This is a genomic window from Kitasatospora sp. NPDC093550 (genome assembly GCF_044764985.1).
Taxonomy (GTDB): domain Bacteria; phylum Actinomycetota; class Actinomycetes; order Streptomycetales; family Streptomycetaceae; genus Kitasatospora.
In genome coordinates, this window is sequence record NZ_JBIWJF010000026.1 from 1 (window position 1) to 20,728 (window position 20,728).

The 20,728-nt window shown below is 74.4% G+C and carries 20 protein-coding genes and 1 riboswitch; of the genes, 9 read left to right on the forward strand and 11 right to left on the reverse strand.

Features of this window, described 5'->3' with window-relative positions; translation table 11 throughout:
* Positions 1 to 182: 182 nt before the first annotated feature.
* The 3 genes from ACIRD3_RS31425 to ACIRD3_RS31435 all read right to left on the reverse strand — a co-directional run bounded on the left by ACIRD3_RS31425 (position 183) and on the right by ACIRD3_RS31435 (position 2,405).
* Entirely contained in the window at positions 183 to 572 is a 390-nt protein-coding gene (locus ACIRD3_RS31425; RefSeq protein WP_387623388.1) for a DUF3040 domain-containing protein, read from the reverse strand.
* Positions 573 to 1,031: 459 nt separating this feature from the next.
* Positions 1,032 to 1,784, reverse strand: a complete 753-nt coding sequence (locus tag ACIRD3_RS31430; RefSeq protein WP_402223391.1) for a methyltransferase domain-containing protein — start codon at positions 1,782 to 1,784, stop codon at positions 1,032 to 1,034.
* A 45-nt stretch (positions 1,785 to 1,829) separates the two neighbouring features.
* Entirely contained in the window at positions 1,830 to 2,405 is a 576-nt protein-coding gene (locus tag ACIRD3_RS31435) for an SAV_6107 family HEPN domain-containing protein (protein ID WP_402223563.1), read from the reverse strand.
* Positions 2,406 to 2,985: 580 nt separating this feature from the next.
* Between ACIRD3_RS31435 and ACIRD3_RS31440 the strand changes: the two genes are divergently transcribed.
* Positions 2,986 to 3,615, forward strand: a complete 630-nt coding sequence (locus ACIRD3_RS31440; RefSeq protein WP_402223393.1) for a DUF4126 domain-containing protein — start codon at positions 2,986 to 2,988, stop codon at positions 3,613 to 3,615.
* 24 nt (positions 3,616 to 3,639) lie between these two features.
* Positions 3,640 to 5,133 (forward strand): phytoene desaturase family protein, encoded by a 1,494-nt coding sequence (locus ACIRD3_RS31445; RefSeq protein WP_402223395.1) that lies wholly within the window; start codon positions 3,640 to 3,642, stop codon positions 5,131 to 5,133.
* 57 nt (positions 5,134 to 5,190) lie between these two features.
* On the opposite strand, the gene ACIRD3_RS31450 is transcribed toward ACIRD3_RS31445, so the two are convergent.
* Together ACIRD3_RS31450 and metF are read right to left on the reverse strand one after the other, a co-directional pair.
* Positions 5,191 to 6,048, reverse strand: coding sequence for a hypothetical protein (locus ACIRD3_RS31450; protein WP_402223397.1), 858 nt, complete (start codon positions 6,046 to 6,048; stop codon positions 5,191 to 5,193).
* Between the two features lie 220 nt (positions 6,049 to 6,268).
* Positions 6,269 to 7,183 (reverse strand): methylenetetrahydrofolate reductase [NAD(P)H], encoded by a 915-nt coding sequence (gene metF, locus ACIRD3_RS31455; RefSeq protein ID WP_402223398.1) that lies wholly within the window; start codon positions 7,181 to 7,183, stop codon positions 6,269 to 6,271.
* Between the two features lie 173 nt (positions 7,184 to 7,356).
* On the opposite strand from metF, the gene ACIRD3_RS31460 reads away from it, so the two are divergent.
* Entirely contained in the window at positions 7,357 to 8,472 is a 1,116-nt protein-coding gene (locus ACIRD3_RS31460) for a polyprenyl synthetase family protein (RefSeq protein ID WP_402223400.1), read from the forward strand.
* 80 nt (positions 8,473 to 8,552) lie between these two features.
* Here the strand turns inward: ACIRD3_RS31460 and thiE are convergent, their stop codons facing one another.
* From thiE to ACIRD3_RS31475, 3 genes are read right to left on the reverse strand one after another with little or no spacing between them, the layout of a single operon-like run.
* Positions 8,553 to 9,200 (reverse strand): thiamine phosphate synthase, encoded by a 648-nt coding sequence (thiE, locus tag ACIRD3_RS31465; RefSeq protein ID WP_402223402.1) that lies wholly within the window; start codon positions 9,198 to 9,200, stop codon positions 8,553 to 8,555.
* A complete protein-coding gene (locus tag ACIRD3_RS31470) occupies positions 9,200 to 9,565 on the reverse strand; it encodes an Rv2175c family DNA-binding protein (RefSeq protein ID WP_402223404.1) in 366 nt (121 codons plus the stop codon). Before ACIRD3_RS31470 ends, thiE begins: the two co-directional genes overlap by 1 nt.
* Positions 9,566 to 9,618: 53 nt before the next feature.
* Positions 9,619 to 10,824 carry an NAD(P)/FAD-dependent oxidoreductase gene (locus ACIRD3_RS31475; RefSeq protein ID WP_402223406.1) on the reverse strand — a complete coding sequence of 402 codons (1,206 nt, stop codon included), beginning with the start codon at positions 10,822 to 10,824 and terminating at the stop codon, positions 9,619 to 9,621.
* A 175-nt stretch (positions 10,825 to 10,999) separates the two neighbouring features.
* A riboswitch (TPP riboswitch) is annotated at positions 11,000 to 11,112 on the forward strand.
* Between ACIRD3_RS31475 and thiO the strand changes: the two genes are divergently transcribed.
* The 4 genes from thiO (at position 11,107) to pknB (ending at position 15,211) form a co-directional block, all read left to right on the forward strand.
* Entirely contained in the window at positions 11,107 to 12,288 is a 1,182-nt protein-coding gene (gene thiO, locus ACIRD3_RS31480) for a glycine oxidase ThiO (protein ID WP_402223408.1), read from the forward strand. (Overlaps the previous riboswitch by 6 nt.)
* The gene (gene thiS, locus ACIRD3_RS31485) at positions 12,285 to 12,521 is read left to right on the forward strand and encodes a sulfur carrier protein ThiS (RefSeq protein WP_402223409.1); all 237 of its coding nucleotides are present in this window, start codon (positions 12,285 to 12,287) and stop codon (positions 12,519 to 12,521) included. The genes thiO and thiS overlap by 4 nt, the downstream gene beginning before the upstream one ends.
* Before the next feature lies 1 nt (position 12,522).
* Complete coding sequence (locus tag ACIRD3_RS31490; protein WP_402223411.1) at positions 12,523 to 13,320, forward strand: thiazole synthase; 798 nt, start codon at positions 12,523 to 12,525, stop codon at positions 13,318 to 13,320.
* A gap of 118 nt (positions 13,321 to 13,438) precedes the next feature.
* Entirely contained in the window at positions 13,439 to 15,211 is a 1,773-nt protein-coding gene (pknB, locus tag ACIRD3_RS31495; protein ID WP_402223564.1) for a Stk1 family PASTA domain-containing Ser/Thr kinase, read from the forward strand.
* A gap of 58 nt (positions 15,212 to 15,269) precedes the next feature.
* Here pknB and ACIRD3_RS31500 read toward each other — a convergent pair whose 3' ends face one another.
* Positions 15,270 to 15,899 carry a sulfite oxidase-like oxidoreductase gene (locus tag ACIRD3_RS31500; RefSeq protein WP_402223413.1) on the reverse strand — a complete coding sequence of 210 codons (630 nt, stop codon included), beginning with the start codon at positions 15,897 to 15,899 and terminating at the stop codon, positions 15,270 to 15,272.
* Between the two features lie 229 nt (positions 15,900 to 16,128).
* On the opposite strand from ACIRD3_RS31500, the gene bfr reads away from it, so the two are divergent.
* A complete protein-coding gene (bfr, locus tag ACIRD3_RS31505) occupies positions 16,129 to 16,608 on the forward strand; it encodes a bacterioferritin (RefSeq protein WP_360262161.1) in 480 nt (159 codons plus the stop codon).
* Positions 16,609 to 16,633: 25 nt separating this feature from the next.
* Here the strand turns inward: bfr and ACIRD3_RS31510 are convergent, their stop codons facing one another.
* Both ACIRD3_RS31510 and ACIRD3_RS31515 read right to left on the reverse strand, forming a co-directional pair.
* The gene (locus ACIRD3_RS31510; RefSeq protein WP_402223415.1) at positions 16,634 to 16,957 is read right to left on the reverse strand and encodes a bacterioferritin-associated ferredoxin; all 324 of its coding nucleotides are present in this window, start codon (positions 16,955 to 16,957) and stop codon (positions 16,634 to 16,636) included.
* Between the two features lie 173 nt (positions 16,958 to 17,130).
* A complete protein-coding gene (locus ACIRD3_RS31515; protein ID WP_402223417.1) occupies positions 17,131 to 18,480 on the reverse strand; it encodes a class II 3-deoxy-7-phosphoheptulonate synthase in 1,350 nt (449 codons plus the stop codon).
* Between the two features lie 303 nt (positions 18,481 to 18,783).
* Between ACIRD3_RS31515 and ACIRD3_RS31520 the strand changes: the two genes are divergently transcribed.
* On the forward strand, positions 18,784 to 20,721 hold the full coding sequence (locus ACIRD3_RS31520; RefSeq protein ID WP_402223418.1) for an anthranilate synthase family protein: 1,938 nt from the start codon (positions 18,784 to 18,786) through the stop codon (positions 20,719 to 20,721).
* Positions 20,722 to 20,728 lie beyond the last annotated feature (7 nt).

Genomic DNA, 20,728 nt, shown 5'->3' on the forward strand with positions numbered 1-20,728 from the left:
GGGCCCGCGGGGTCTCCCCCGGGGGCCCAACCCCCGCGGCCTCCGGGGGGGCGCGTCGGGGGTCGTGCGCCCGGGCCCGCCCCCGCCCCCGCCGGGGGGGGGCCCGGCCCCCGCCGCCCCGCCCCCGGCGTTCTGGTCTGGAAGGGCCTGAACGGCCGGGCCGCGCCGTGCGGCCCGACGGATCAGAAGCCGCCGGTCTGCTCGTCCCGACGACGCTGCCAGCGCTGCTCGACCCGGTCCATCATCCCGGCCTTGCGACGCGGGGCCGCGGCCTGGCGGGGCCCGGAGCCCTGGCCCGCGGGCCCGCGGCGCCAGCCGGTCACGGCGAACACCGCGCACCCGAGCATCACCAGGAAGCCCACGACGCTGACCCAGATCTGGTCCGGAACGACCATGCCGCCCATCAACAGGCCGATCCCCACCACGAAGCCCGCGATGGCCAGGTAGACCCGCCGACGGGTGTAGGTGCGCAGCCCGGTTCCCTCGAGCGCCGACGCGAATTTGGGATCTTCGGCATACAGCGCTCGCTCCATCTGGTCGAGCAGTCGCTGCTCGTGCTCCGAGAGCGGCACGGAGTCCTCCTACTCGTCGGTCGCGGATGCGACCGGTCCGCCCACCCCGGTCGGGGAGGCAAGTCCAATCAGCCTTGGGGCACACGGTCGGACGCCTGTGCGGGGGGCCCGGCCCGTGTCGTCCATATGCCCCACGCGTCCGGCTGTCATGCTTTCCGGCTTTACCCAGATCATACGGTCCGTGGGCCCGTTACGGGGTGGTCTGCGCCGCGTGGGACGGGCCACTTCGACCGGGCACGGCCGCACCGGTGTCAACGCGCCACGCCCCGGACAAGTGCCCGATCCTGTGGAATCGGTCCGGACCTGGGGAGCTCCGCCCCCGGGAAGCGGAAACCGGTCGGCCGACCGGGCCGGGAACCGGTGGGCGACCGGGACGCGAACCGCCGCCGTACGGTGTGCGAACCGTACGACGGCGGAAGATCTCGCGAAGGCTTCGCGAAGGCCCCGGGCGGGGCCCGCTCAGGCCAGGGTGGCCAGCAGGTGCAGCTGGGTCGCCACGGCGTGGAAGGCGGGCTGCGCGGCGGCGGCCTCCTCCAGCTTCAGCAGCGCCTCCATCGCGCCCGGCTCGGTGTCCACCAGCACGCCGGGGACCAGGTCGGAGAAGACCCGGACACCGTGGACCGACTCCACCCGCAGGCCCGCGGCCTCGGCCAGCCGGCCCAGCTCCTCGCCGGTGAAGCGGCGCGGCATCGGGTCGTGCTCGCCCCAGCGGCCGTCGGCGGCGGAGAGCACCGTCCGGGCCTCGGTGAAGTGCCCGGCCAGCGCGCGGGCCAGCACGGCGCCGTTGCGGTTGGCGGCCAGCAGGCTGACCAGGCCGCCCTTGCGCAGGGTGCCGGCCAGGCTGCCGAGCGCCTCCGCCGGATCGTCCACGACCTCCAGCACGCCGTGGCAGAGCACCGCGTCCACGGTGCCGGGGGCGACCAGCTCGGGCAGCGTCTGGGTGTCGCCCTGGACGGCCCGCACCAGGTCCGTCACGCCCGCCTCGGCGGCCCGGCGCTCCAGGGCGAACAGCGCGTCGGGGCTCGGGTCGACCACGGTGACCCGGTGGCCGAGCTTGGCCACCGGCACGGCGAAGTTGCCGGTGCCGCCGCCGGTGTCGACCACGTCGAGCACCGGCTGGTCCAGCTCGGCCGACCGCTTCTCCAGGGCTGCCCGGACCACCTCCCACACCACGGCGGTACGCAGGGCACTGCGGGGACGCGTCGGGTACAAGGTCGGGCTCCTTGGCACGTGCGGTTCGATCAGGATGCCTCCACCTTAAGCCTGACGGGTGGGCGGATCCGCTCCCCCCGGCCGCTCGTCGGCGTCCAGCGGGAGCCGCGGCGCCGGCGGAACGGCCCGCAGGCCCAGCAGCCGCTCGACCAGGCGCAGGAACAGCGCGGTGTTGCGGATCAGGTCGTCCGCGTCGCGGGCCGACGCGGCGCCCCGGATCCCGGCCTCGGCGGCGGCCCGGCGGCGGGCGCCCGCGCCGTAGTAGAGCGCCCACTCGGCGAGCTCGGGGGCCACCTCGGGCAGCACCTCCCAGGCGCTGCGGATGGCCTTGCGCCGCCGCGGGTTCTTCTCCGGGCGGCCGCGCACCGCGAGGACGGCCGCCACCGTGCGCAGCGCGGCCAGGTGGGCGGTGGCGTAGCGCTCGAGCGGGTCGTCCAGGACGCGGGCCCGGGCGAGCGTGCGGTGGGCGTCGGCGAGCAGGTCGAGGGCGCCCGGCGGCGCGGCGATCCGGCGGAGCACGGGGTGGACGTCCCGGCCGGCGGGGCGTCCGCCCGGCGGCTCCGGGGTGTACGGGAGGGCGGCGGAGTGGAGGCGGGCGGTGACGGGCTCAGGGTGGCTGATGGTCATGGTCTCCCCCGTTCCGAGGCAGCGCGCGGGCCGGGTGGTCCGTGCCCCTCCATCGTGAACGGCACCACTGACAATCCGTCCGTTCCGGGTCCGGACCGGGGGCCGCCCCCGGCGCCGGGAAGCAGCGCGGCGGCGAGCGCGGACCCTCCCCCGGTCCGCGCTCGCCGCCTGGTGCCGTCGCTCCGCCGTTCCCCCCGTGGGCGGCGGTGGCGAACCTCCCCCGTGGCCGGTCTCCCCCCGGCCCGCTCCGCCGCCCCGTGTCGGCGGTGCGGGGACCGTGACCAGCCCCGTCGCGGATCTCCGCCGCCGTCCCCCGGCCTCGCGGCCGGACGGGGACGGACGGATCCGCCACCCGGGAGGGCCGGCGCCCGACGCGCCGCCCCTCCCGGGTGCCACCACTCTCCCGTCTCCGCAGGTCGGAGACCATCCGCTCAGCTACTCAACCGCGGACCTGAGTATCCGTACTCAGTCCCCCCCGCGGGGGAACCGGCGCCCGCCCGGGCGGCGTCCCGGTCCCGGTACGGTACGGCGTGACCGGGCGGTGTCCGCCCGGGTTCGCGAGGAGGGGGAGGCCATGACGATCCTGCCGCTGATCTTCACCAGCGGGCTGGCCAGCGGCATCAACGCGTACGCGGTGGTGCTGCTGCTCGGGCTGCTGGGGCGGTTCGCCGACGCCCAGTCGGTGCCGCACGCGCTGGAGCGCACGGACGTGCTGATCGCGGCCGCCGTGCTGTTCGCGCTGGAGGCGGTGGCCGACAAGATCCCGTACGTGGACAGCGTCTGGGACGTCGTGCACACCGTGATCCGCCCGATCGCGGGCGCCACCGTCGGCGTGCTGATCGCGAGCAACGACCCCGGCTCGCTCAGCGAGGTCGCGGCCGGGGCGATGGGCGGCACCACGGCGCTGGTCAGCCACCTGGTGAAGGCCTCGCTGCGGATGGCCGTCAACACCTCCCCCGAGCCGGCCAGCAACATCGTGGTCAGCATGGTGGAGGACCTCTCGGTGGCCGGCCTGGTCACCCTGGCGATCTTCCACCCCTGGCTGGCCGCGTCGATCGCCGCCGCGGTCCTGGCCGTCGGCCTGCTGCTGGTCTGGCTGGCGATCAGCAAGATCCGCGCCTTCCGGGCCCGCCGCCGCGAGCGCAAGGCCGCCCGGGCCGCCCGGGCCACCCAGGACGCGTACGCCCGGCAGCCGGGGGTGTGAGAGCGGGCCCTAGGATCGGTTGCCATGGCACGGATCGTCATCATCGGCGCAGGAATGAGCGGGCTCGCGGCGGCCTCCCGGCTGGCGACCCTCGGCCACCGGGTGACGGTCTGCGAGGCGGGCGCCACGTACGGGGGCATGGTCGGCCGCTACGAGCGGGACGGCTTCGGCTTCGACACCGGGCCCGGGCTGCTCGCCCTGCCCGCCGTCTACCGCGACCTCGCGCTGAAGACCGGCAAGGAGCCGCTGGAGCAGCTGGTCGAGCTGGCCCCGGTCGAGCCGGAGAGCCGGCACCTGTTCCCGGACGGCACCGCCGTCACCCTGCCCAACGCCTCCCGCGGCGGGGTCAGCCGGGCCCTGGACGAGGCCTTCGGGGCCGGCTCCGGCGCCCGCTGGAGCGCCGTGATGAACCACGGCCGGACGGTCTGGGAGGCCACCCGGCGCCCGCTGCTGGAGGAGCCGCTCCCGGCCGACCGGGCGTTCCTGGGCACCGACCCGTACCCCGTCCCGCCGCGCACCGGGCTGGCCCGGCTGCGCCGCGCCGCGCCGTGGACCCTGCACGACGTGGCGGCGCGGCAGCTGGACGGCCACCCGGGGCTGACCGCCCTGCTGTTCGAGTCCGCGGTCCGGTACGGCTTCGCGCCGGGCCGGGCCCCCGCCGGGGCCACCGTGCTGCCGTACATGGAGCAGTCCTTCGGCGTCTGGTACGTCCGGGGCGGCCTGCGCGCCCTGGCGGAGGCGGTGTACCGGCGCTGCGAGCTGCGCAAGGTCGGCTTCCGCTTCGACACGCCCGTCACCCGGGTCGTGGTCGAGGACGGCCGGGCCCGCGGCGTCGAGACGGCGGACGGCCGGATCGACGCGGACCTGGTGCTCTCGGCGATGGACGCCGGCGCGCTGTTCGGCGGCGGCCTGGCCGAGTGGCCGGGGAAGCCGGCCGAGGCCTGGCGGCCGTCCGGGGCGCCCGGCCGGTTCAGCGTGCTGCTCGCCCTGCGCGGCCCCCGGCCGGAGGGCACCGCGCACCGCACGGTGGTGCACGCGGCCGACCCGGCCGCCGAGGAGCGGACGCTGACCGGCGCGGCCCCGCCCTGCGAGCGCCCCACCGTGCAGGTGCTGCGCCCGGACGACCCGGCGCTGCGCCCCGACGACGCGCACGAGAGCGTGGTGCTGACCGCGACCGTCCCGGCCCAGGGCGAGGTCGACTGGACCGCCCCCGGCGCCGCCGACCGCTACGCCGACCGGCTGCTCGCCCACGTCGACGCGGCCGGCCTCGGCCTGCGCGAGCGGGTGCTGTGGCGGGTCGTGCGCACCCCGGAGGACACCCGCCGGGAGACCGGCGCCCCGGGCGGCTCGGTCGCCCTGCCCGTCCTCGCCGGAGCGGACGGCGACTGGCTGAAGACCGCGAACGAGACCCCCGTCCCCGGCCTCTACCTCATCGGCGGCACCGCCCACCCCGGCGGCGGGCTCGCCCGCGTCGGCATGTCGGCCTGCATCGCCGCCAACCTGGTCGGACCCGCGTAGCGGGAACGGAAAGGGCGGCGGGGGCCGGTGCCGGCCCCCGCCGCCCTTCGTCGCGTCTCAGCCCTGGTGCCAGGTGTTCTGCTGTTGCTGGTAGCCGTAGTTCTGGTCGTACGCCGGCTGCTGCGGGATGCCCTGGGCGTGCGGGTCGGGCTGGGGCTGCCACTGCTGGTGGTCCTGCTGCTGGACGTTCGGGTCCCAGGCCTGCTGGTGCTGCTGGTAGCCCGCGTACGGGTCCTGCTGCTGGCCCTGCTGCGGGTAGCCGCCGTACGGGTCCTGCTGCGGCACGCCCTGCTGCGGGTAGCCGTAGGACTGGTCGTAGGCGTAGGCGGGCTGCTGCTGGGTCTGCCACTGCTGCTGGTCGTAGCCGCTCTGGTAGGCGGCGGTGTACGGGTCCTGGGCCTGCTGCGGCTGCTGCTGCTCGTAGTACCCGGGGGCGTAGACGCCGTCCTGGGCGAGCTCCTGCATCTGGAAGGCGGCGGTCTGTTCGACCTCCGGTGCCTCCTCGGGCGCCGGCTGCGCGGCCGGGGGCTCCTCGACGGCGCTGACCTCGCCGATCCGCTCCTCGGCGACCGCGACGGCCGCCACCGCGGCCCCGCCGCCGGTGAGGGCGCCGAGCAGCGGCACCTTGTCCAGCGGGCCCGGCAGGCTGCCGTCGGCCTTCCGCAGCGACCAGCCGTTCCGGTAGCCGCGCTTGACCGAGAGCGTGACGAAGGTCTGACCGACCGCGAACAGCGCGGCGCCCGCCCCGATCACCACGACCGACCCGAGGCTCATCCCGGCGGCCACGCCCAGGAAGCCGACCAGGGCCAGGACCCGCCAGTGCAGCGGCGCCCGGTTCTGCAGCAGCACCTCGGCGACCAGCCAGAGCGCCACCACCGCCAACGCGGCGTACAGCAGCAGGTATCCGATGCCCATCCGCCCGCTACCTCCAGTCGCGTGCCCGCGCGTCCACGCCGCGCGTGTCCGGCGACTGTACCGGTTCAACGGCCGGGGTACCGCATCGCGTTCCCGGCGCACCGGCGCCCGGCCGCACACGACCGAGCCCGCCACCGTCGGTACGGTGACGGGCTCGTGAACACCCGGCGTCAGCCCCGGGCCGGCACGATCTCCCCCGGTCGGAGCCGGGGTCCGTGGCTCAGCGCCGGTGCAGCCCCAGGTTCTGGTAGATCTCCAGCGTCGCCGTCGAGTGGTTCAGCGTGATGAAGTGCAGACCGGGCGCGCCCTCGGCGAGCAGGCGTTCGGCCATCGCGGTGGCGTGCTCCATGCCGATGGCCCGCAGCGCCACCGGGTCGTCGACGGCCGCCCGCAGCCGGGCCTCCAGCTCGGCGGGGAAGGCCGAGCCGCTGAGCTGCGGGAAGCGCTCCAGCTGCTTGGCGTTGGTCACCGGCATGATCTCCGGGATGATCGGCGTCTCGCAGCCGGCGGCCGTCACCCGGTCGCGCAGCCGCAGGTAGTCGTCGACCTCGAAGAACATCTGGGTGATCGCGTAGTCCGCCCCGGAGCGGATCTTCGCGACGAAGTGCCGGATGTCGTCGTCCCAGTTCGTGGAGCGCGGGTGCATGTTCGGCGAGGCCGCGACGCCGACGCAGAAATCGCCGATGCCCTTGATCAGCTCCACCAGCTCGTAGGCGTAGGTGACGCCCTCGGGGTGCTTGACCCACTCGCCCATCGGGTCGCCGGGCGGGTCGCCCCGGACCGCGAGGACGTTCCGCACGCCCTGGTCCGCGTACTGGCCGATGATGTTCCGCAGCTCCGCGATCGAGTGGTCGACGGCGGTCAGGTGGGCGACCGGCGTCAGCGTGGTCTCGGTGGCGATGCGGCCGACCATGTTGACCGTGCGCTCGCGCGAGGAGCCGCCCGCGCCGTACGTCATGCAGACGAAGTTCGGGTCGAGCGGTTCGAGTCGACGGATGGCGTCCCAGAGTTTCTGCTCGCCCACCTCGGTGCGCGGCGGCATGAACTCGAAGGAGAATGAGCGCTTGCCGGCCGCCAGGAGTTCGCGGACCGTCAGTGCGCGGTCCGTTCTCGTGGAAGCGATACCGAGTGCCATGTTGGCAGGCTATCCGCCCTGTGCTGAGGCCGGACAACCCGATTCCACCCATTGAGACAAGTGATGGACGGCGTTCCGGATCGCCCCGCGGCCCTGCGGCAACCTGCTCGCACGCCCGTTCCCAGCCGCCCCGCTACGCTTGCTGCACCCCAGACAACCAGCGGAGCCCCATCGTGACCTCGTCCAGCACCCGGCCGGCCAACCCCATTGACGTGGAGGACGTCCGCACACGCGTCAACGCCGCGCTCGCCGCGTTCATGGACGGCCAGTCCGCGCTGCTCGGCAAGATCTCGCCCCAGCTGGTCCCCGCCGCCGACGCGCTGCGCGACTTCCTGCTGGACGGCGGCAAGCGGCTGCGCCCGGCCTTCTGCTACTGGGGCTGGCGCGCCGCCGGCGGGCCGGGCGACGGCTCCGGGGGCGACGGGATCGCCCACGCGGCCGCCGCCCTGGAGCTGCTCCAGGCGAGCGCCCTGGTCCACGACGACCTGATGGACCGCAGCGACACCCGCCGCGGCCTGCCCTCGGTCCACCGCCGCTTCGAGGCCCTGCACCGCGACAACGGCTGGCGCGGCGACCGCGAGCAGTACGGCGCCTCGGCCGCCGTGCTGCTCGGTGACCTGCTGCTGATCTGGTGCGACGAACTGTTCCTGCGCTCGGGCCTGGAGCCGGCCGCCGTGCTGGCCGCCAAGCCGGTGTTCGACCTGATGCGCACCGAGGTCATGCTCGGCCAGTACCTGGACGTGCTGGAGCCGGTGGCCGGCGACTCCACCGACGAGGGCGCGCTGGACCGGGCGCAGACCGTGCTGCACTACAAGTCCGCGAAGTACACGATCGAGCGGCCGCTGCAGGTCGGCGCGCTGCTGGCCGGGGCCGGGCCGGAGCTGGTCGAGGCCCTCGGGGCGTTCGGGCTGCCGCTGGGCGAGGCCTTCCAGCTGCGGGACGACCTGCTCGGGGTCTTCGGGGATCCGGCCGTCACCGGCAAGCCCGCCGGGGACGACCTGCGCGAGGGCAAGCGCACCCTGCTGGTCGCGCACGCGATGCGCGGGCTGCCCGCCGCCGACGCCCGGCACCTGGACGAGCGGCTCGGCGCGCCGGACCTGGCGGCCGAGGAGGTCGCCGGGCTGCGCGAGCTGGTCGCCCGCAGCGGCGCCCCCGAGCTGGTGGAGCACCGGATCGAGGAACTGATGCGGCAGTCGCTGGCCGCGCTGGAGGCGGCGCCGCTGGCGGACGAGCGGGCCCGCGGCGTGCTGCTCGCCCTGGCCGAGGCCGCCACCGTCCGCAAGTACTGAGGGACGACGGCGCCCCGGCGGCGGTCTCGACGCCACCGGGGCCCGGTGTCAGAGCGGTCCGGAGCCGGCGCGGACCGGCGTCAGAGCGCCGCGCGCACCCGGCGGGACAGCTCGGCGGCGGCGGCCCGGGGGTCCTCCGCGGCGGTGATGGCCCGGACCACGACGATCCGGCGCGCACCGGCGGCCAGCACCTCGTCCAGGTTGCCGAGGTCGATCCCGCCGATGGCGAACCACGGCCGGTCGGTGGCCTGCCGTGCCGCGTACGAGACCAGGCCGAGGCCCGGCGCCGGGCGGCCCGGCTTGGTCGGGGTCGGCCAGACCGGTCCGGTGCAGAAGTAGTCCACTCCGGGCTCGGCGACCGCCGCGTCCACCTCGGACTCGGCGTGGCACGAACGGCCGATCAGGACGTCCTCGCCCAGGATCGCCCGGGCGGCCGGCACCGGCAGGTCGTCCTGGCCGAGGTGCAGCACGTCCGGCCGGGCGGCGTGGGCGACGTCGGCGCGGTCGTTGACGGCCAGCAGCTTGCCGTGGCGGCGGCAGGCGTCGGCGAAGACCTCCAGGGCCGCCAGCTCCTGCTTGGCCTCCAGGCCCTTGTCGCGCAGCTGGACGATGTCCACCCCGCCCGCCAGTGCCGCGTCCAGGAACTCGGCGAGGTCGCCCTGCTCGCGGCGGGCGTCCGTGCACAGGTAGAGGCGGGCGTCGGCGAGCCCCCTCCGGAGGTCCGTCATCAGAGGGCCATGGCCTGGGCGCGGCGCTTGACCTCGGTCGCGCGGTTCTCCCACAGCGCCTGGACCGGGGTGCCGGGCAGCGACGGGTCCTCGGTGAACATCCACTCGATGATCTCCTGATCGCTGAACCCGCTGTCGCGCAGCACGGTCAGCAGGCCGATGAAGTGCTTCACCGGGCCGTGCTCGTCGATGAAGGCGGCGGGCACCTGCAGCGACTTGTTGGGACCGCGGCGGACCGCGATCAGGTCACCCTTCTTCACCATGTTGCGGACCTCGGTGACCAGCACACCCCACCGCTCGGAGATGTCGGGCAGGTACAGCCACTCGGGAACCAGGGCTTCGGTCTTGGCATCGATCTCACTCACGGCACCAGACTGCCACCTCAGTGCCCCGCCGCGCACACGCCCCCGCCCGGCGGCTACGCCACGGCCGCCTTCAGCGGCACCGCCGGGTCGGCCGCCCGGGCCGGATCCAGCGCCGTGCCGCGCTCGATCAGCTTCCGCCCCTGGGTGAGGTCGCGCGGCCGGTCCACCGTCAGCAGCGCGCTCGGCACCCCGTCGCGCAGCCAGAGCACCGCCCAGGACGCGTCCCGCGGGCCACCGCGCCACAGCAGCTCGTCGCCCTCGGCGTGCCGGCCCGCGTACTGGACCATCCGACCGAACTGCTCCGACCAGAAGTACGGCACCGGGTCGTACGGCGACGCCTCCGCGCCGAGGACGGCGGCCGCCACCGCCTCGCCGGACTGCAGCGCGTGGTCCCAGTGCTGGACGGCCAGCCGGGCACCGGCCCGGGCCGAGGGGTAGCTGACGCAGTCGCCGGCCGCGAACACGCCCGGCACACCGGTGCGCAGCCGCTCGTCCACCACGACGGCGCCGGTCCCGTCCAGCTCGACGCCGGAGCCGGCCAGCCACGCGGTCGCGGGCCGGGCGCCGATCCCGACCACCACCTCGTCGGCGGGCAGGTGCGAGCCGTCCGCCAGCAGCACCGCGCCCGGCTCGACGGCGGCCACCCCGACCCCGCAGCGCAGGTCGATGCCGGCCTCGGCGTACCAGGCGGCCATCGCCGAGCCGACCGCGGTCGGCAGCGCGCCGGGCAACGGCGCCGGGCCCGCCTCGACGACCGTCACCTCGCAGCCCGCCTCGCGCGCCGCGGTGGACACCTCGGCGCCGATCCAGCCCGCGCCCACCAGTACCAGCCGCAGACCGGGGCGCAGCAGGGCGCGCAGCGCCAGCGCGTCGTCCAGGGTGTGCAGCAGGTGCGCCCGCTCGGCGCCGGGCAGCGCGCGCGGGACGGCGCCGGTGGCGATCACCAGCGAGCCGTACGGGAGGTCGCCCCGGTCGGTGTGCAGCACGCCGGGGGTGAGGCCGGTGGCCCGGCGGCCGGTCAGGACCTCGATGCCCAGGTGCGCGTAGTCGATGTCCAGGGTGGTGCTGTCGCTCTTGCCGAGCAGCACGTCCTTGGAGAGCGGCGGCCGGTCGTACGGCACGTGCGGCTCCTCGCCGACCAGCGTGATCCGCCCCCGCCACCCGCCGTGCCGCAGCTTCAGGACGCACTGCGCCCCGGCCAGCCCGGCCCCGACGACGACCACCCGATCCGTACCGCTCAGCTCTGCCACGCCCGTCACTGTACTCAGCGCGGCCGCACCCCCCGGGGCCCGTCCACCCTCGCACCGGGCTGCGGCCACGCCCCACCCACCAACCCCCGACCACGCCCGCCGCAGGCACACCCCGCCCCCGCCCCCATCCCCGTCCACCCTTCGTACGGCCCTTCGGCCGCGCCCGGCCCCGGCGTTATGGTGGGGGCACCATCGCGGGAGCCCGGCGAACCGGGCTGAGAGGCGGGCTGACACGGCCTGCGACCGTCCGAACCTGATCCGGGTCATACCGGCGAAGGGAGAAGAGCAGCTGTGACACGCGTGCCATCGGACGCCGACGCCGACGTCCTGGTGATCGGCGGGGGCATCATCGGCCTCGCCGTCGCCTGGCGGACGGCGCAGCGCGGGCTGCGGACCGTCGTGGTCGACCCCTCCCCCGGCGGCGGGGCGGCCAAGGTCGCCGCCGGGATGCTCGCCCCGGTCACCGAGCTCCAGTACGGCGAGGAGCCGCTGCTGCGCCTCGGCCTGGCCTCGAACCAGCGGTACGAGGCCTTCGCCGCCGAGCTCAGCGAGGCGAGCGGCGGCCGGGACACCGGCTACCGGCAGTGCGGCACCGTCGCCGTCGCACTGGACTCCGACGACCGCGAGGAGCTGCGCGAACTGCACGCCTTCCACCGGCGGCTGGGCCTGGACTCGACCTGGCTGACCGGCCGGGAGGCCCGCAGGCTGGAGCCGATGCTCGCCCCCGGGGTGCGCGGCGGCCTGCACGTCGCGGACGACCACCAGGTGGACGGCCGCCGGCTGCTGACCGCGCTGCGGGCGGCCGCGGAGCACGCGGGCGTGGCCGTCCGCCCGGCCGAGGCGGTGGAGCTGCTGGTCGAGGGCGGCCGCGCGGTCGGCGCCCGGCTGAGCACGGACGGGACGGTGACCGCCGGGCAGGTCGTGCTCGCGGCCGGCCCGCACAGCCACCGGCTGGCCGGGCTGCCCGAGGGCGTGCTGCCCGCGATCCGCCCGGTGAAGGGCCAGGTGCTGCGCCTGCGGATCCCGGACGCCTACCGGCCGTTCCTCTCCCGCAACGTCCGTGCCGTGGTGCGTGGTCAGCACATCTACCTGGTGCCCCGGGAGAACGGCGAGCTGGTGATCGGGGCGACCACCGAGGAACAGGGGTACGACACCACGGTCACCGCCGGCGGGGTGTACGAACTCCTGCGCGATGCCCATGAGTTGGTGCCGGGCATCACCGAACTCCCGCTGCTGGAGACCTCGGCCGGCCTGCGCCCGGGCTCGCCCGACAACGCGCCGCTGCTGGGCCCGACGTCCCTGCCCGGGCTGGTCGCCGCCACCGGCCACTACCGCAACGGCGTCCTGCTCACGCCGGTGACCGCCGACCTGGTCTCCGAGTATCTGGCCACCGGCGAACTCCCCGCCCTGGCACAGCCGTTCACCCCCACCCGGTTCTCCTCCGACCGCTCCACCGCGAAGGCCCTGGCATGACCGAGATCGCACCGCCCGAGACCACTGCTCCGATCACCCTGACCGTCAACGGCGAGCCCCGCGAGCTGCCCGCCGCGACGACCCTCGCCGACCTGGTGGCCACCGTCAGCCGGGCCAACACCGGTGTCGCCGCCGCGCTCAACGAGGCCGTGGTGCCCCGCAGTTCGTGGTCCGGGACACCGCTGCGCACGGGCGACCGGGTCGAGATCCTCACCGCCGTGCAGGGAGGCTGAGATGGCTGACGACCTGCTGACCATCGCCGGGACGACCTTCTCCTCCCGGCTGATCATGGGCACCGGCGGCGCGCCGAGCCTGGAGATCATGGAGCGCGCGCTGCTGGCCTCCGGCACCGAGCTGACCACCGTCGCGATGCGCCGGGTCGACGCCACCACCCAGGGCTCCGTCCTGGAGGTGCTGACCCGCAACGGCATCCGCGTCCTGCCCAACACGGCCGGCTGTTTCACCGCCGGCGAGGCCGTGCTGACCGCCCGGCTGGCCCGGGAGGCGCTCGGCACCGACTGGGTGAAGCTGGAGGTGATCGCCGACGAGCGCACCCTGCTGCCCGATCCGATCGAACTCCTCGACGCCGCCGAGACCTTGGTCGACGACGGCTTCACGGTGCTGCCGTACACCAACGACGACCCGGTGCTGGCCCGCAAGTTGGAGGACGTCGGCTGCGCCGCGATCATGCCGCTGGGCTCGCCGATCGGCTCCGGCCTCGGCATCCGCAACCCGCACAACTTCCAGCTGATCGTGGAGAGCGCGGGCGTCCCGGTGATCCTGGACGCGGGCGCCGGCACCGCCTCCGACGTCGCGCTGGCGATGGAACTGGGCTGCTCCGCCGTGATGTTGGCCTCCGCGGTGACCCGGGCCCAGGATCCGGTGCTGATGGCCGAGGCGATGCGGCACGCCGCCGAGGCGGGCCGGCTCGCCCACCGGGCCGGCCGCATCCCGCGCCGCTTCCACGCCGAGGCCTCCTCCGCGATGGCCGGCCGGGCCGATCTGGACACCCGGGAGCGCCCGGCGTTCTGAATTCCGCGGCGCTCGCCGCGGGGACGGGGCGCGTGTCACAAGCCGGGCACAGCCGGGCCCCGGGGCGGTGTCCTCCGGGTCCGGCGGCCCGGCCCGGCACTAGACTCGCCGGGTGGACATGGCACTGCACGACCCCCTGATCGGCGCCCTGCTCGACAACCGGTACCGGGTCGAGCAGCGCATCGCCACCGGCGGGATGTCCACCGTCTACAAGGGCACCGACACCCGGCTGGACCGGGTGGTCGCCCTCAAGGTGATGCACCCCGCGCTGGCCGGGGACGAGGGCTTCACCACCCGCTTCATCCGCGAGGCCAAGGCGGTCGCCAAGCTCACCCACCCCAACGTGGTCAACGTCTTCGACCAGGGCGCGGACGGCGGAAACGTTTTCCTCGCCATGGAGTACGTGCCCGGCCGCACCCTGCGCGACCTGCTGCGCGACCGCGGCGCGCTCTCCGTCCGGGCCGCGCTGGACGTCCTGGAGCCGGTGCTCGCCGCCCTCGGCGCCGCCCACCGGGCCGGGCTGGTGCACCGCGACGTCAAGCCGGAGAACGTGCTGATCACCGAGGGCGGCCTGGTCAAGGTCGCCGACTTCGGTCTGGTCCGGGTGCTCGGCGCCGCCGACGGCGCGCCCACCTCGACCAGCACCGCCACAGGCGGCACGGTCCTGGGCACCGTCTCCTACCTGGCCCCCGAGCAGATCCTCCCGGACGCCCCCACCGACCAGCGGGTCGACGTCTACGCCGCCGGCATCCTGCTGTACGAGATGCTCACCGGCCGCCGCCCGCACACCGGCGACAACCCCGTCCAGGTCATGTACAAGCACCTGCACGAGGACGTCCCCGCCCCCTCGCTGACCTCCCCCGCCGTCGGCCCCGAGCTGGACGCCATAGTGGCCGGCGCCTGTTCCCGGGCGGCCGAGGGCCGCCCGTACGACGCGGTCGAGCTGCTCGCCGCCCTCCAGCGGGTCCGCCGCACCCTCACCCCGGCCGAGCTGGACGCCGAGCCGCCGGCCTCCACCCGGCCCAGCCCGCGCTACCCGACCAGCGAGCCCACCTCGGTGATCCAGCCGCGGCCCGCCGACGCCCCGCCGCCGGAGCGCACCAGCGTGCTGGACGTCCCGCCGGAGCTGATGGACCAGCTGCTCACCGAGCCGCGCCCGTACGACGAACCGGCCCCGGTGCGCGAGCGCCGACCCGGTCCGCTGCGCCGGATCCCCCGCAGGGCGCTGATCTGGGCCGCCGCACTGACCGCCCTGGTGCTGGCGGTCGGCGGCGTCACCTACGGGCTCTCCGAGGGGCTGTACGGCTCGGTGCCCGGGGTGCTCGGCAAGGACCGTGCCGAGGCCCAGCGGATCCTGGACAAGGAGGGCCTGCACGGCCGCTTCGTCGAGGCGTTCAGCGAGTCCGTGCCGTCCGGGCAGGTGATCTCCACCGACCCCGGGGTGGGCGCGCGCACCCGCCGCAGCGACAACATCACCGTCACCGTCTCCAAGGGGCCCAAGCGGATCGCGGTGCCGGACCTGGTCGGCAAGAGCTCCGCCGATGCCGCGGCCGCGCTGGCCGGCGCCCAGCTGACCAGGGGCACGGTGACCGAGACCTACGACGACACCGTCCCCGAGGGCTCGGTGATCAGCAGCTCGCCGGCGGCCGGGCAGCAGCTGCAGGAGAACGCCGCGGTCTCGCTGGTGGTCAGCAAGGGCATGGTGCCGGTCCCGAACGTCACCGGGATGACCAAGGACGAGGCGCAGAAGGCACTGCAGGCGGCGGGCTTCACCATGCAGACCACCGGCTGGGACGTGTTCGGCGCGGTGAAGGTGAACGGCCAGTCCCCGGCGGCGGGCGAGCGGCGGCCGCAGCGCAGCGCGGTGACGGTCAGGTTCTCGCTCTTCTAGGGTCCGCCCGGCTCGCCCCCCATCCGGTTCGTCCCCGCCCGGCTCCCCCCGCTCGGTTTCAGCGCAGCGGGCCGTCGCCCGGCTCCTCCTGGTAGGAGTAGCGCTGCTCGCGCCAGGGGTCGGCGAGGTTGTGGTAGCCGCGCTCCTCCCAGAACCCGCGCCGGTCGGCCCGCATGTACTCCACCGCGCGGACCCACTTGGGGCCCTTCCAGGCGTACAGCTGGGGCACCACCAGCCGGACGGGGAAGCCGTGCTCGGCGGTCAGCGCCTCGCCGTTGCGGTGGGTGGCGAGCAGGGTGCGCGGGTCGGCGAAGTCGGCCAGCCGCAGGTTGGCGCTGTAGCCGTACTCGGCCCAGACCATCACGTGGGTGACGCCGGGCGCCGGGGGCACCAGGTCGAGCACGGCGGCGGCCGACACGCCCGTCCAGGCGTTGCCGAGCACCGAGAACTTGGTGACGCAGTGCAGGTCCGCGACCACCGTGGTGCGCGGCAGGGCGTTGAAGGCCTCGAAGTCCCAGCTGTGCTTCTCCGCCGAGGCGGTGGCGCCGAACACCTGGAGGTCCCAGGTCAGCGGCTTGAAGCGGGGGACCGGCCCGTAGTGCAGAGCGGGCCAGCCGCGCTGTGCGCGCTGGCCCGGCGGGAGCCTCGGGTCAGACGGCGGAAACGGTTCGTGAGTGGACTGACCCATGGATCCATGGTGACAGACGGCGGGCGGCCGCCGACGCGCGCCCCTTTACGCGGGGTTCACGCCCCGCCCGTACGGGCCAACGGTCGATCGCCCGGCCCGACGGCTCCACCCAAATCGGATATTCCGACACATGTCCTAGTGAGTGTGAACTTACTGGAAATTCTTCCCGTCACGGTGCCAGGATGCCCAGCGCAGGCCCCACCCCAGGACGAGCGCAGGAGGCACCGCCATGCAGGGCGATCCCGAGGTCATCGAGTTCCTCAACGAGCAGCTCACCGCCGAGCTGACCGCGATCAACCAGTACTTCCTGCACGCCAAGATGCAGGAGAACTTCGGCTGGACGAAGCTCGCCAAGTACACCCGGCACGAGTCCTTCGACGAGATGAAGCACGCCGAGACGCTCACCGACCGGATCCTGTTCCTGGAGGGGCTGCCCAACTACCAGCGGCTGTTCCACGTCCGGATCGGCCAGACGGTCAAGGAGATGTTCGAGGCCGACCGCCAGGTCGAGGTCGAGGCGATCGACCGGCTCAAGCGCGGGATCGTGGTGATGCGGGCCAAGAACGACGTCACCTCGGCGAACATCTTCGAGGACATCCTGGCCGACGAGGAGCACCACATCGACTACCTCGACACCCAGCTGGAGCTCCTGGAGAAGCTCGGCGAGCCGCTCTACCTCGCCCAGCTCATCGAGCAGCCGGAGTCCTGAGGGCCCGGGCCCCGGGCGGCGGACCTCAGGCCACGCGCAGCGGCAGCACCGGGGCGATCGGCGCGATCGGCACGGCGATCGGAGGCGCGGCCGGGGCCGTCGCGGGAGCGGTCACCGGAGCGGGAGCGGCGGGCGCGCCCTGCGACCCCGGGTCGGCGAGGCCGAGCTTCGCGGCCAGCCGGGCGGTCGGGCAGGGACGGGCGCCGTGCTCGCCGAGCAGCGCCTGGATCCGGCGCACGCAGGACCCGCAGTCGGTGCCGGCCTTGCAGCCCTTGGCTATCTGGCGGGGGGTGTTGGCGCCCCCGTCGATCGCCTTCTTCACCTGGTCCTCGGTGACCGCATGGCACATGCACACGTACATCGCGGACTCTCCCGGGGGTGAAGCGGATTGGATCTTGACTAAGGCTTGCCTTAGTTCACTAAGCCTCACCTTACCCGGGGATCCGGGCGCGAAAAAGCCCCTCCGGTGTCGGGAGTCCCGAAACCGGAGGGGCCTTCGTCACATTCGGCGGTGCCGGGGGCTCACTGGCTCCGGTACATCTCCGCCACCAGGAACGCCAGGTCCAGCGACTGGCTGCGGTTGAGCCGCGGGTCGCAGGCCGTCTCGTAGCGCTGGTGCAGGTCGTCCACCAGGACCTCGTCGCCGCCGCCGACGCACTCGGTGACGTCGTCGCCGGTCAGCTCCACGTGGATGCCGCCCGGGTGGGTGCCGAGCGCGCGGTGCACCTCGAAGAAGCCCTTGACCTCGTCCAGGACGTCGTCGAAGCGGCGGGTCTTGTGCCCGCTGGAGGCCTCGAAGGTGTTGCCGTGCATCGGGTCGCAGATCCACACCGGCTTGGCGCCGGAGGCGGTGACCTTCTCCACCAGGGTGGGCAGGTGCTCGCGGATCTTGCCCGCGCCCATCCGGGTGATGAAGGTCAGGCGACCGGGCTCGCGCTCCGGGTCCAGCTTCTCGATCAGCGTGAGCGCCTCGTCCACCGAGGTGGTCGGGCCGAGCTTGACGCCGATCGGGTTGCGGATCTTCGAGGCGAACTCGATGTGCGCGTGGTCCAGCTGGCGGGTGCGCTCACCGATCCACACCATGTGGCCGGAGACGTCGTACAGCTCGCCGGTGCGCGAGTCCACGCGGGTCAACGCGGTCTCGTAGTCGAGGATCAGCGCCTCGTGCGAGGAGAAGAACTCGACGGTCTTGAACTCCTCCGGCGCGACACCGCAGGCGTTCATGAACGCCAGGGCGTTGTCGATCTCCCGGGCGAGCTGCTCGTAGCGCTGGCCGGCCGGCGAGTTGCGGACGAAGTCCTGGTTCCAGGCGTGCACCTGGCGCAGGTCGGCGTAGCCACCGGTGGTGAACGCGCGCACCAGGTTGAGCGTCGCGGCGGACGCGTTGTACATCCGCTTCAGGCGCTCCGGGTCCGGGATCCGGGACTCGGGGGTGAACTCGAAGCCGTTCACCGAGTCGCCCCGGTAGACCGGCAGGGTCACGCCGTCGCGGGTCTCGGTCGACTTCGAACGCGGCTTGGAGTACTGGCCCGCGATCCGGCCGACCTTCACCACCGGGACCGAGGCCGCGTACGTCAGCACCGCGGCCATCTGCAGCAGGGTCTTCAGCTTGTTGCGGATGTGCTCCGCCGAGACGCCGTCGAAGGCCTCGGCACAGTCACCACCCTGGAGGAGGAACGCCTCCCCGCGCGCCACGGCTCCGAGCCGGGCGCGCAGCTGGTCGCACTCGCCGGCGAAGACGAGCGGCGGATACGAGGCGAGCTCGGCAAGGGTCTTGCGCAGAGCCTCTTGGTCCGGCCATTCAGGCTGCTGCGCCGCGGGCAGGGACTGCCAGGAGTGGGCAGCCCTCGATGTCTCAGTCGTAGCGGTCACACCGCAAGGCTACGGGGTGACGCGAGCGATACGTGACCATTGCCCGAGTGGTGAGACACATCTCGGACAACCGGCGTGACCCGGCTCACCCGTTCCGGCGGATCCGCTAGTCTCGACCCATGCACGCGCCCCACAACCTCTCCTGGTGGTGGGCCTCCCCCGAGGGTGGCCCACCGATCGCGCGTTCCTAGACGCACACGACGGCCGCCCCTCGGGGCGGCCGTCGGCGTCTGCGCAGACGGCCCTCCGGGAGCGGAACCCAGCACCGCCCCTCGCCATCCACCCCGGAAGGAAGCCGTACTCGTGACCACCGCCGCCGACCTGCTCACCCGTCTCACCGCTCCCGGCGCCCCCGCCTTCGCCCTGCTGCACCGCCGTACCCCCCGCATCGCCCCGGACACCGTCGAGGTCCTGCTCGGCACCGTCGACAGCTACGAGCGCCTCGCCGACCTCCCGGTGCGCGGCGGCGTCCCGGCCGGCGGCGCCCCGGTCCACGACCTGCTCGCGCTCGTCCCGTACCGGCAGATCCGCGAGCGCGGGTTCGAGGCGCACGACGACGGGACGCCGTTGCAGGCCCTCGCGGTGGCCGAGCAGCACGTTCTCCCCCTGGCCGAATTCACCACCGCACTGCCGCAGTCGCCGGTCACGCTCGCCGGTGGCGCGTTCGACGTGGACGACGATGCGTACGCCTCGATCGTCCGCCGGGTGATCGAGGACGAGATCGGCAACGGCGAGGGCGCCAACTTCGTGATCCGGCGCGACTTCCACGCCACCCTGGAGGACTTCGGGCCGGAGCTCGCACTGACCCTGTTCCGGCGGCTGCTGGAGCAGGAGCGCGGTGCCTACTGGACCTTCCTGGTGCACACCGGCGAGCGCGTGCTGGTCGGCGCCTCCCCCGAGGTGCACGTCCGGCAGAGCGGCGGCACCGTCGTGATGAACCCGATCTCCGGCACCTACCGCTACCCGGCGGCCGGCTCCGACCTCGACTCGCTGCTCCGATTCCTGCACGACCCCAAGGAGTTGGAGGAGCTCACCATGGTCGTGGACGAGGAGCTCAAGATGATGTGCACGGTCGGCGACCTCGGCGGCCAGGTGCTCGGGCCCCGCCTCAAGGAGATGGCCCACCTCGCCCACACCGAGTACGAGCTGCGCGGCCGCACCTCGCTGGACGTCCGCGAGGTGCTCCGCGAGACGATGTTCGCGGCCACCGTCACCGGCAGCCCGGTCGAGAACGCCACCCGGGTCATCCGGCGCCACGAGCCCACCGGACGCGGCTACTACTCCGGCGCGCTCGCCCTGATCGGACGCTCCGCCAGCGGCGGGCAGCTGCTGGACTCCCCGATCTGCATCCGCACCGCCGACGTCGACCCGGCCACCGGCCGGCTGGTCGTCCGGGTCGGCGCCACCCTGGTGCGCCACTCCGTCCCGGAGTCCGAGGTCGCCGAGACCCACGCCAAGGCCGCCGGGGTGCTCACCGCGATCGGCGCCCGGCCCGTACCTGCCCGGCTCCCCCACCCCACCGGCCCCCGGCTCGCCGACGACCACCGGGTGCAGGCCGCCCTCGACGCCCGCCGGGCCGGGCTGGCCCCGTTCTGGCTGCGGATGCAGGCGCCGAACCCGGTCACCGAGACCGAGCCGACCCTGGTCGTGGACGGCGAGGACACCTTCACCTCGATGCTCGCCCACCTGCTCGGCTCGCTCGGCCACCGGGTGACGGTCGCGCGCTACGACGAACCGGGCCTGCGCGCACGGGTCGCGGCGCACTGCGGCCCGCTGGTGCTCGGCCCCGGCCCGGGCGACCCGGCCCTCGCCGACGACCCCAAGATGGCCGTGCTGCGGCCGATCGTCGCGGACGCGCTGGCCGCCGCCCGCTCCGGCGCCCGGACGGCCCCGCTGCTCGCGGTCTGCCTCAGCCACCAGCTGCTCTCCGCCGAACTCGGGCTGGCGCTGGGCCGCAAGGCCGTCCCCTACCAGGGGGCGCAGGAGACCGTCGACCTGTTCGGCACCAAGCGGACGGTCGGCTTCTACAACACCTTCACCGCGCGCTGCTCGGAGGCCGACGCCCTCCGGCTCACCGCCGCGGGCGTCGAGGTCGCCCGGGACGCCGCCACCGGCGACGTCCACGCCCTGCGCGGGCCCGGCTTCGCCGGCCTGCAGTTCCACCCCGAGTCGGTGCTCACCCGCGAGGGCGTGGACATCGTGGCGGGCCTGCTGCGCGAGGCGGCGGCCGTACGGCGCTGACGTCCGG

Coding starts and splice junctions, on each gene's coding strand:
- ACIRD3_RS31440 (WP_402223393.1), top strand. CDS start 2,986: ATGACGATCCTGCCGCTGATCTTCACCAGCGGGCTGGCCAGCGGCATC.
- ACIRD3_RS31445 (WP_402223395.1), top strand. CDS start 3,640: ATGGCACGGATCGTCATCATCGGCGCAGGAATGAGCGGGCTCGCGGCG.
- ACIRD3_RS31450 (WP_402223397.1), bottom strand. CDS start 6,048: ATGGGCATCGGATACCTGCTGCTGTACGCCGCGTTGGCGGTGGTGGCG.
- metF (WP_402223398.1), bottom strand. CDS start 7,183: ATGGCACTCGGTATCGCTTCCACGAGAACGGACCGCGCACTGACGGTC.
- thiE (WP_402223402.1), bottom strand. CDS start 9,200: ATGACGGACCTCCGGAGGGGGCTCGCCGACGCCCGCCTCTACCTGTGC.
- thiS (WP_402223409.1), top strand. CDS start 12,285: ATGACCGAGATCGCACCGCCCGAGACCACTGCTCCGATCACCCTGACC.
- ACIRD3_RS31490 (WP_402223411.1), top strand. CDS start 12,523: ATGGCTGACGACCTGCTGACCATCGCCGGGACGACCTTCTCCTCCCGG.
- pknB (WP_402223564.1), top strand. CDS start 13,439: ATGGCACTGCACGACCCCCTGATCGGCGCCCTGCTCGACAACCGGTAC.
- ACIRD3_RS31500 (WP_402223413.1), bottom strand. CDS start 15,899: ATGGGTCAGTCCACTCACGAACCGTTTCCGCCGTCTGACCCGAGGCTC.
- bfr (WP_360262161.1), top strand. CDS start 16,129: ATGCAGGGCGATCCCGAGGTCATCGAGTTCCTCAACGAGCAGCTCACC.
- ACIRD3_RS31510 (WP_402223415.1), bottom strand. CDS start 16,957: ATGTGCCATGCGGTCACCGAGGACCAGGTGAAGAAGGCGATCGACGGG.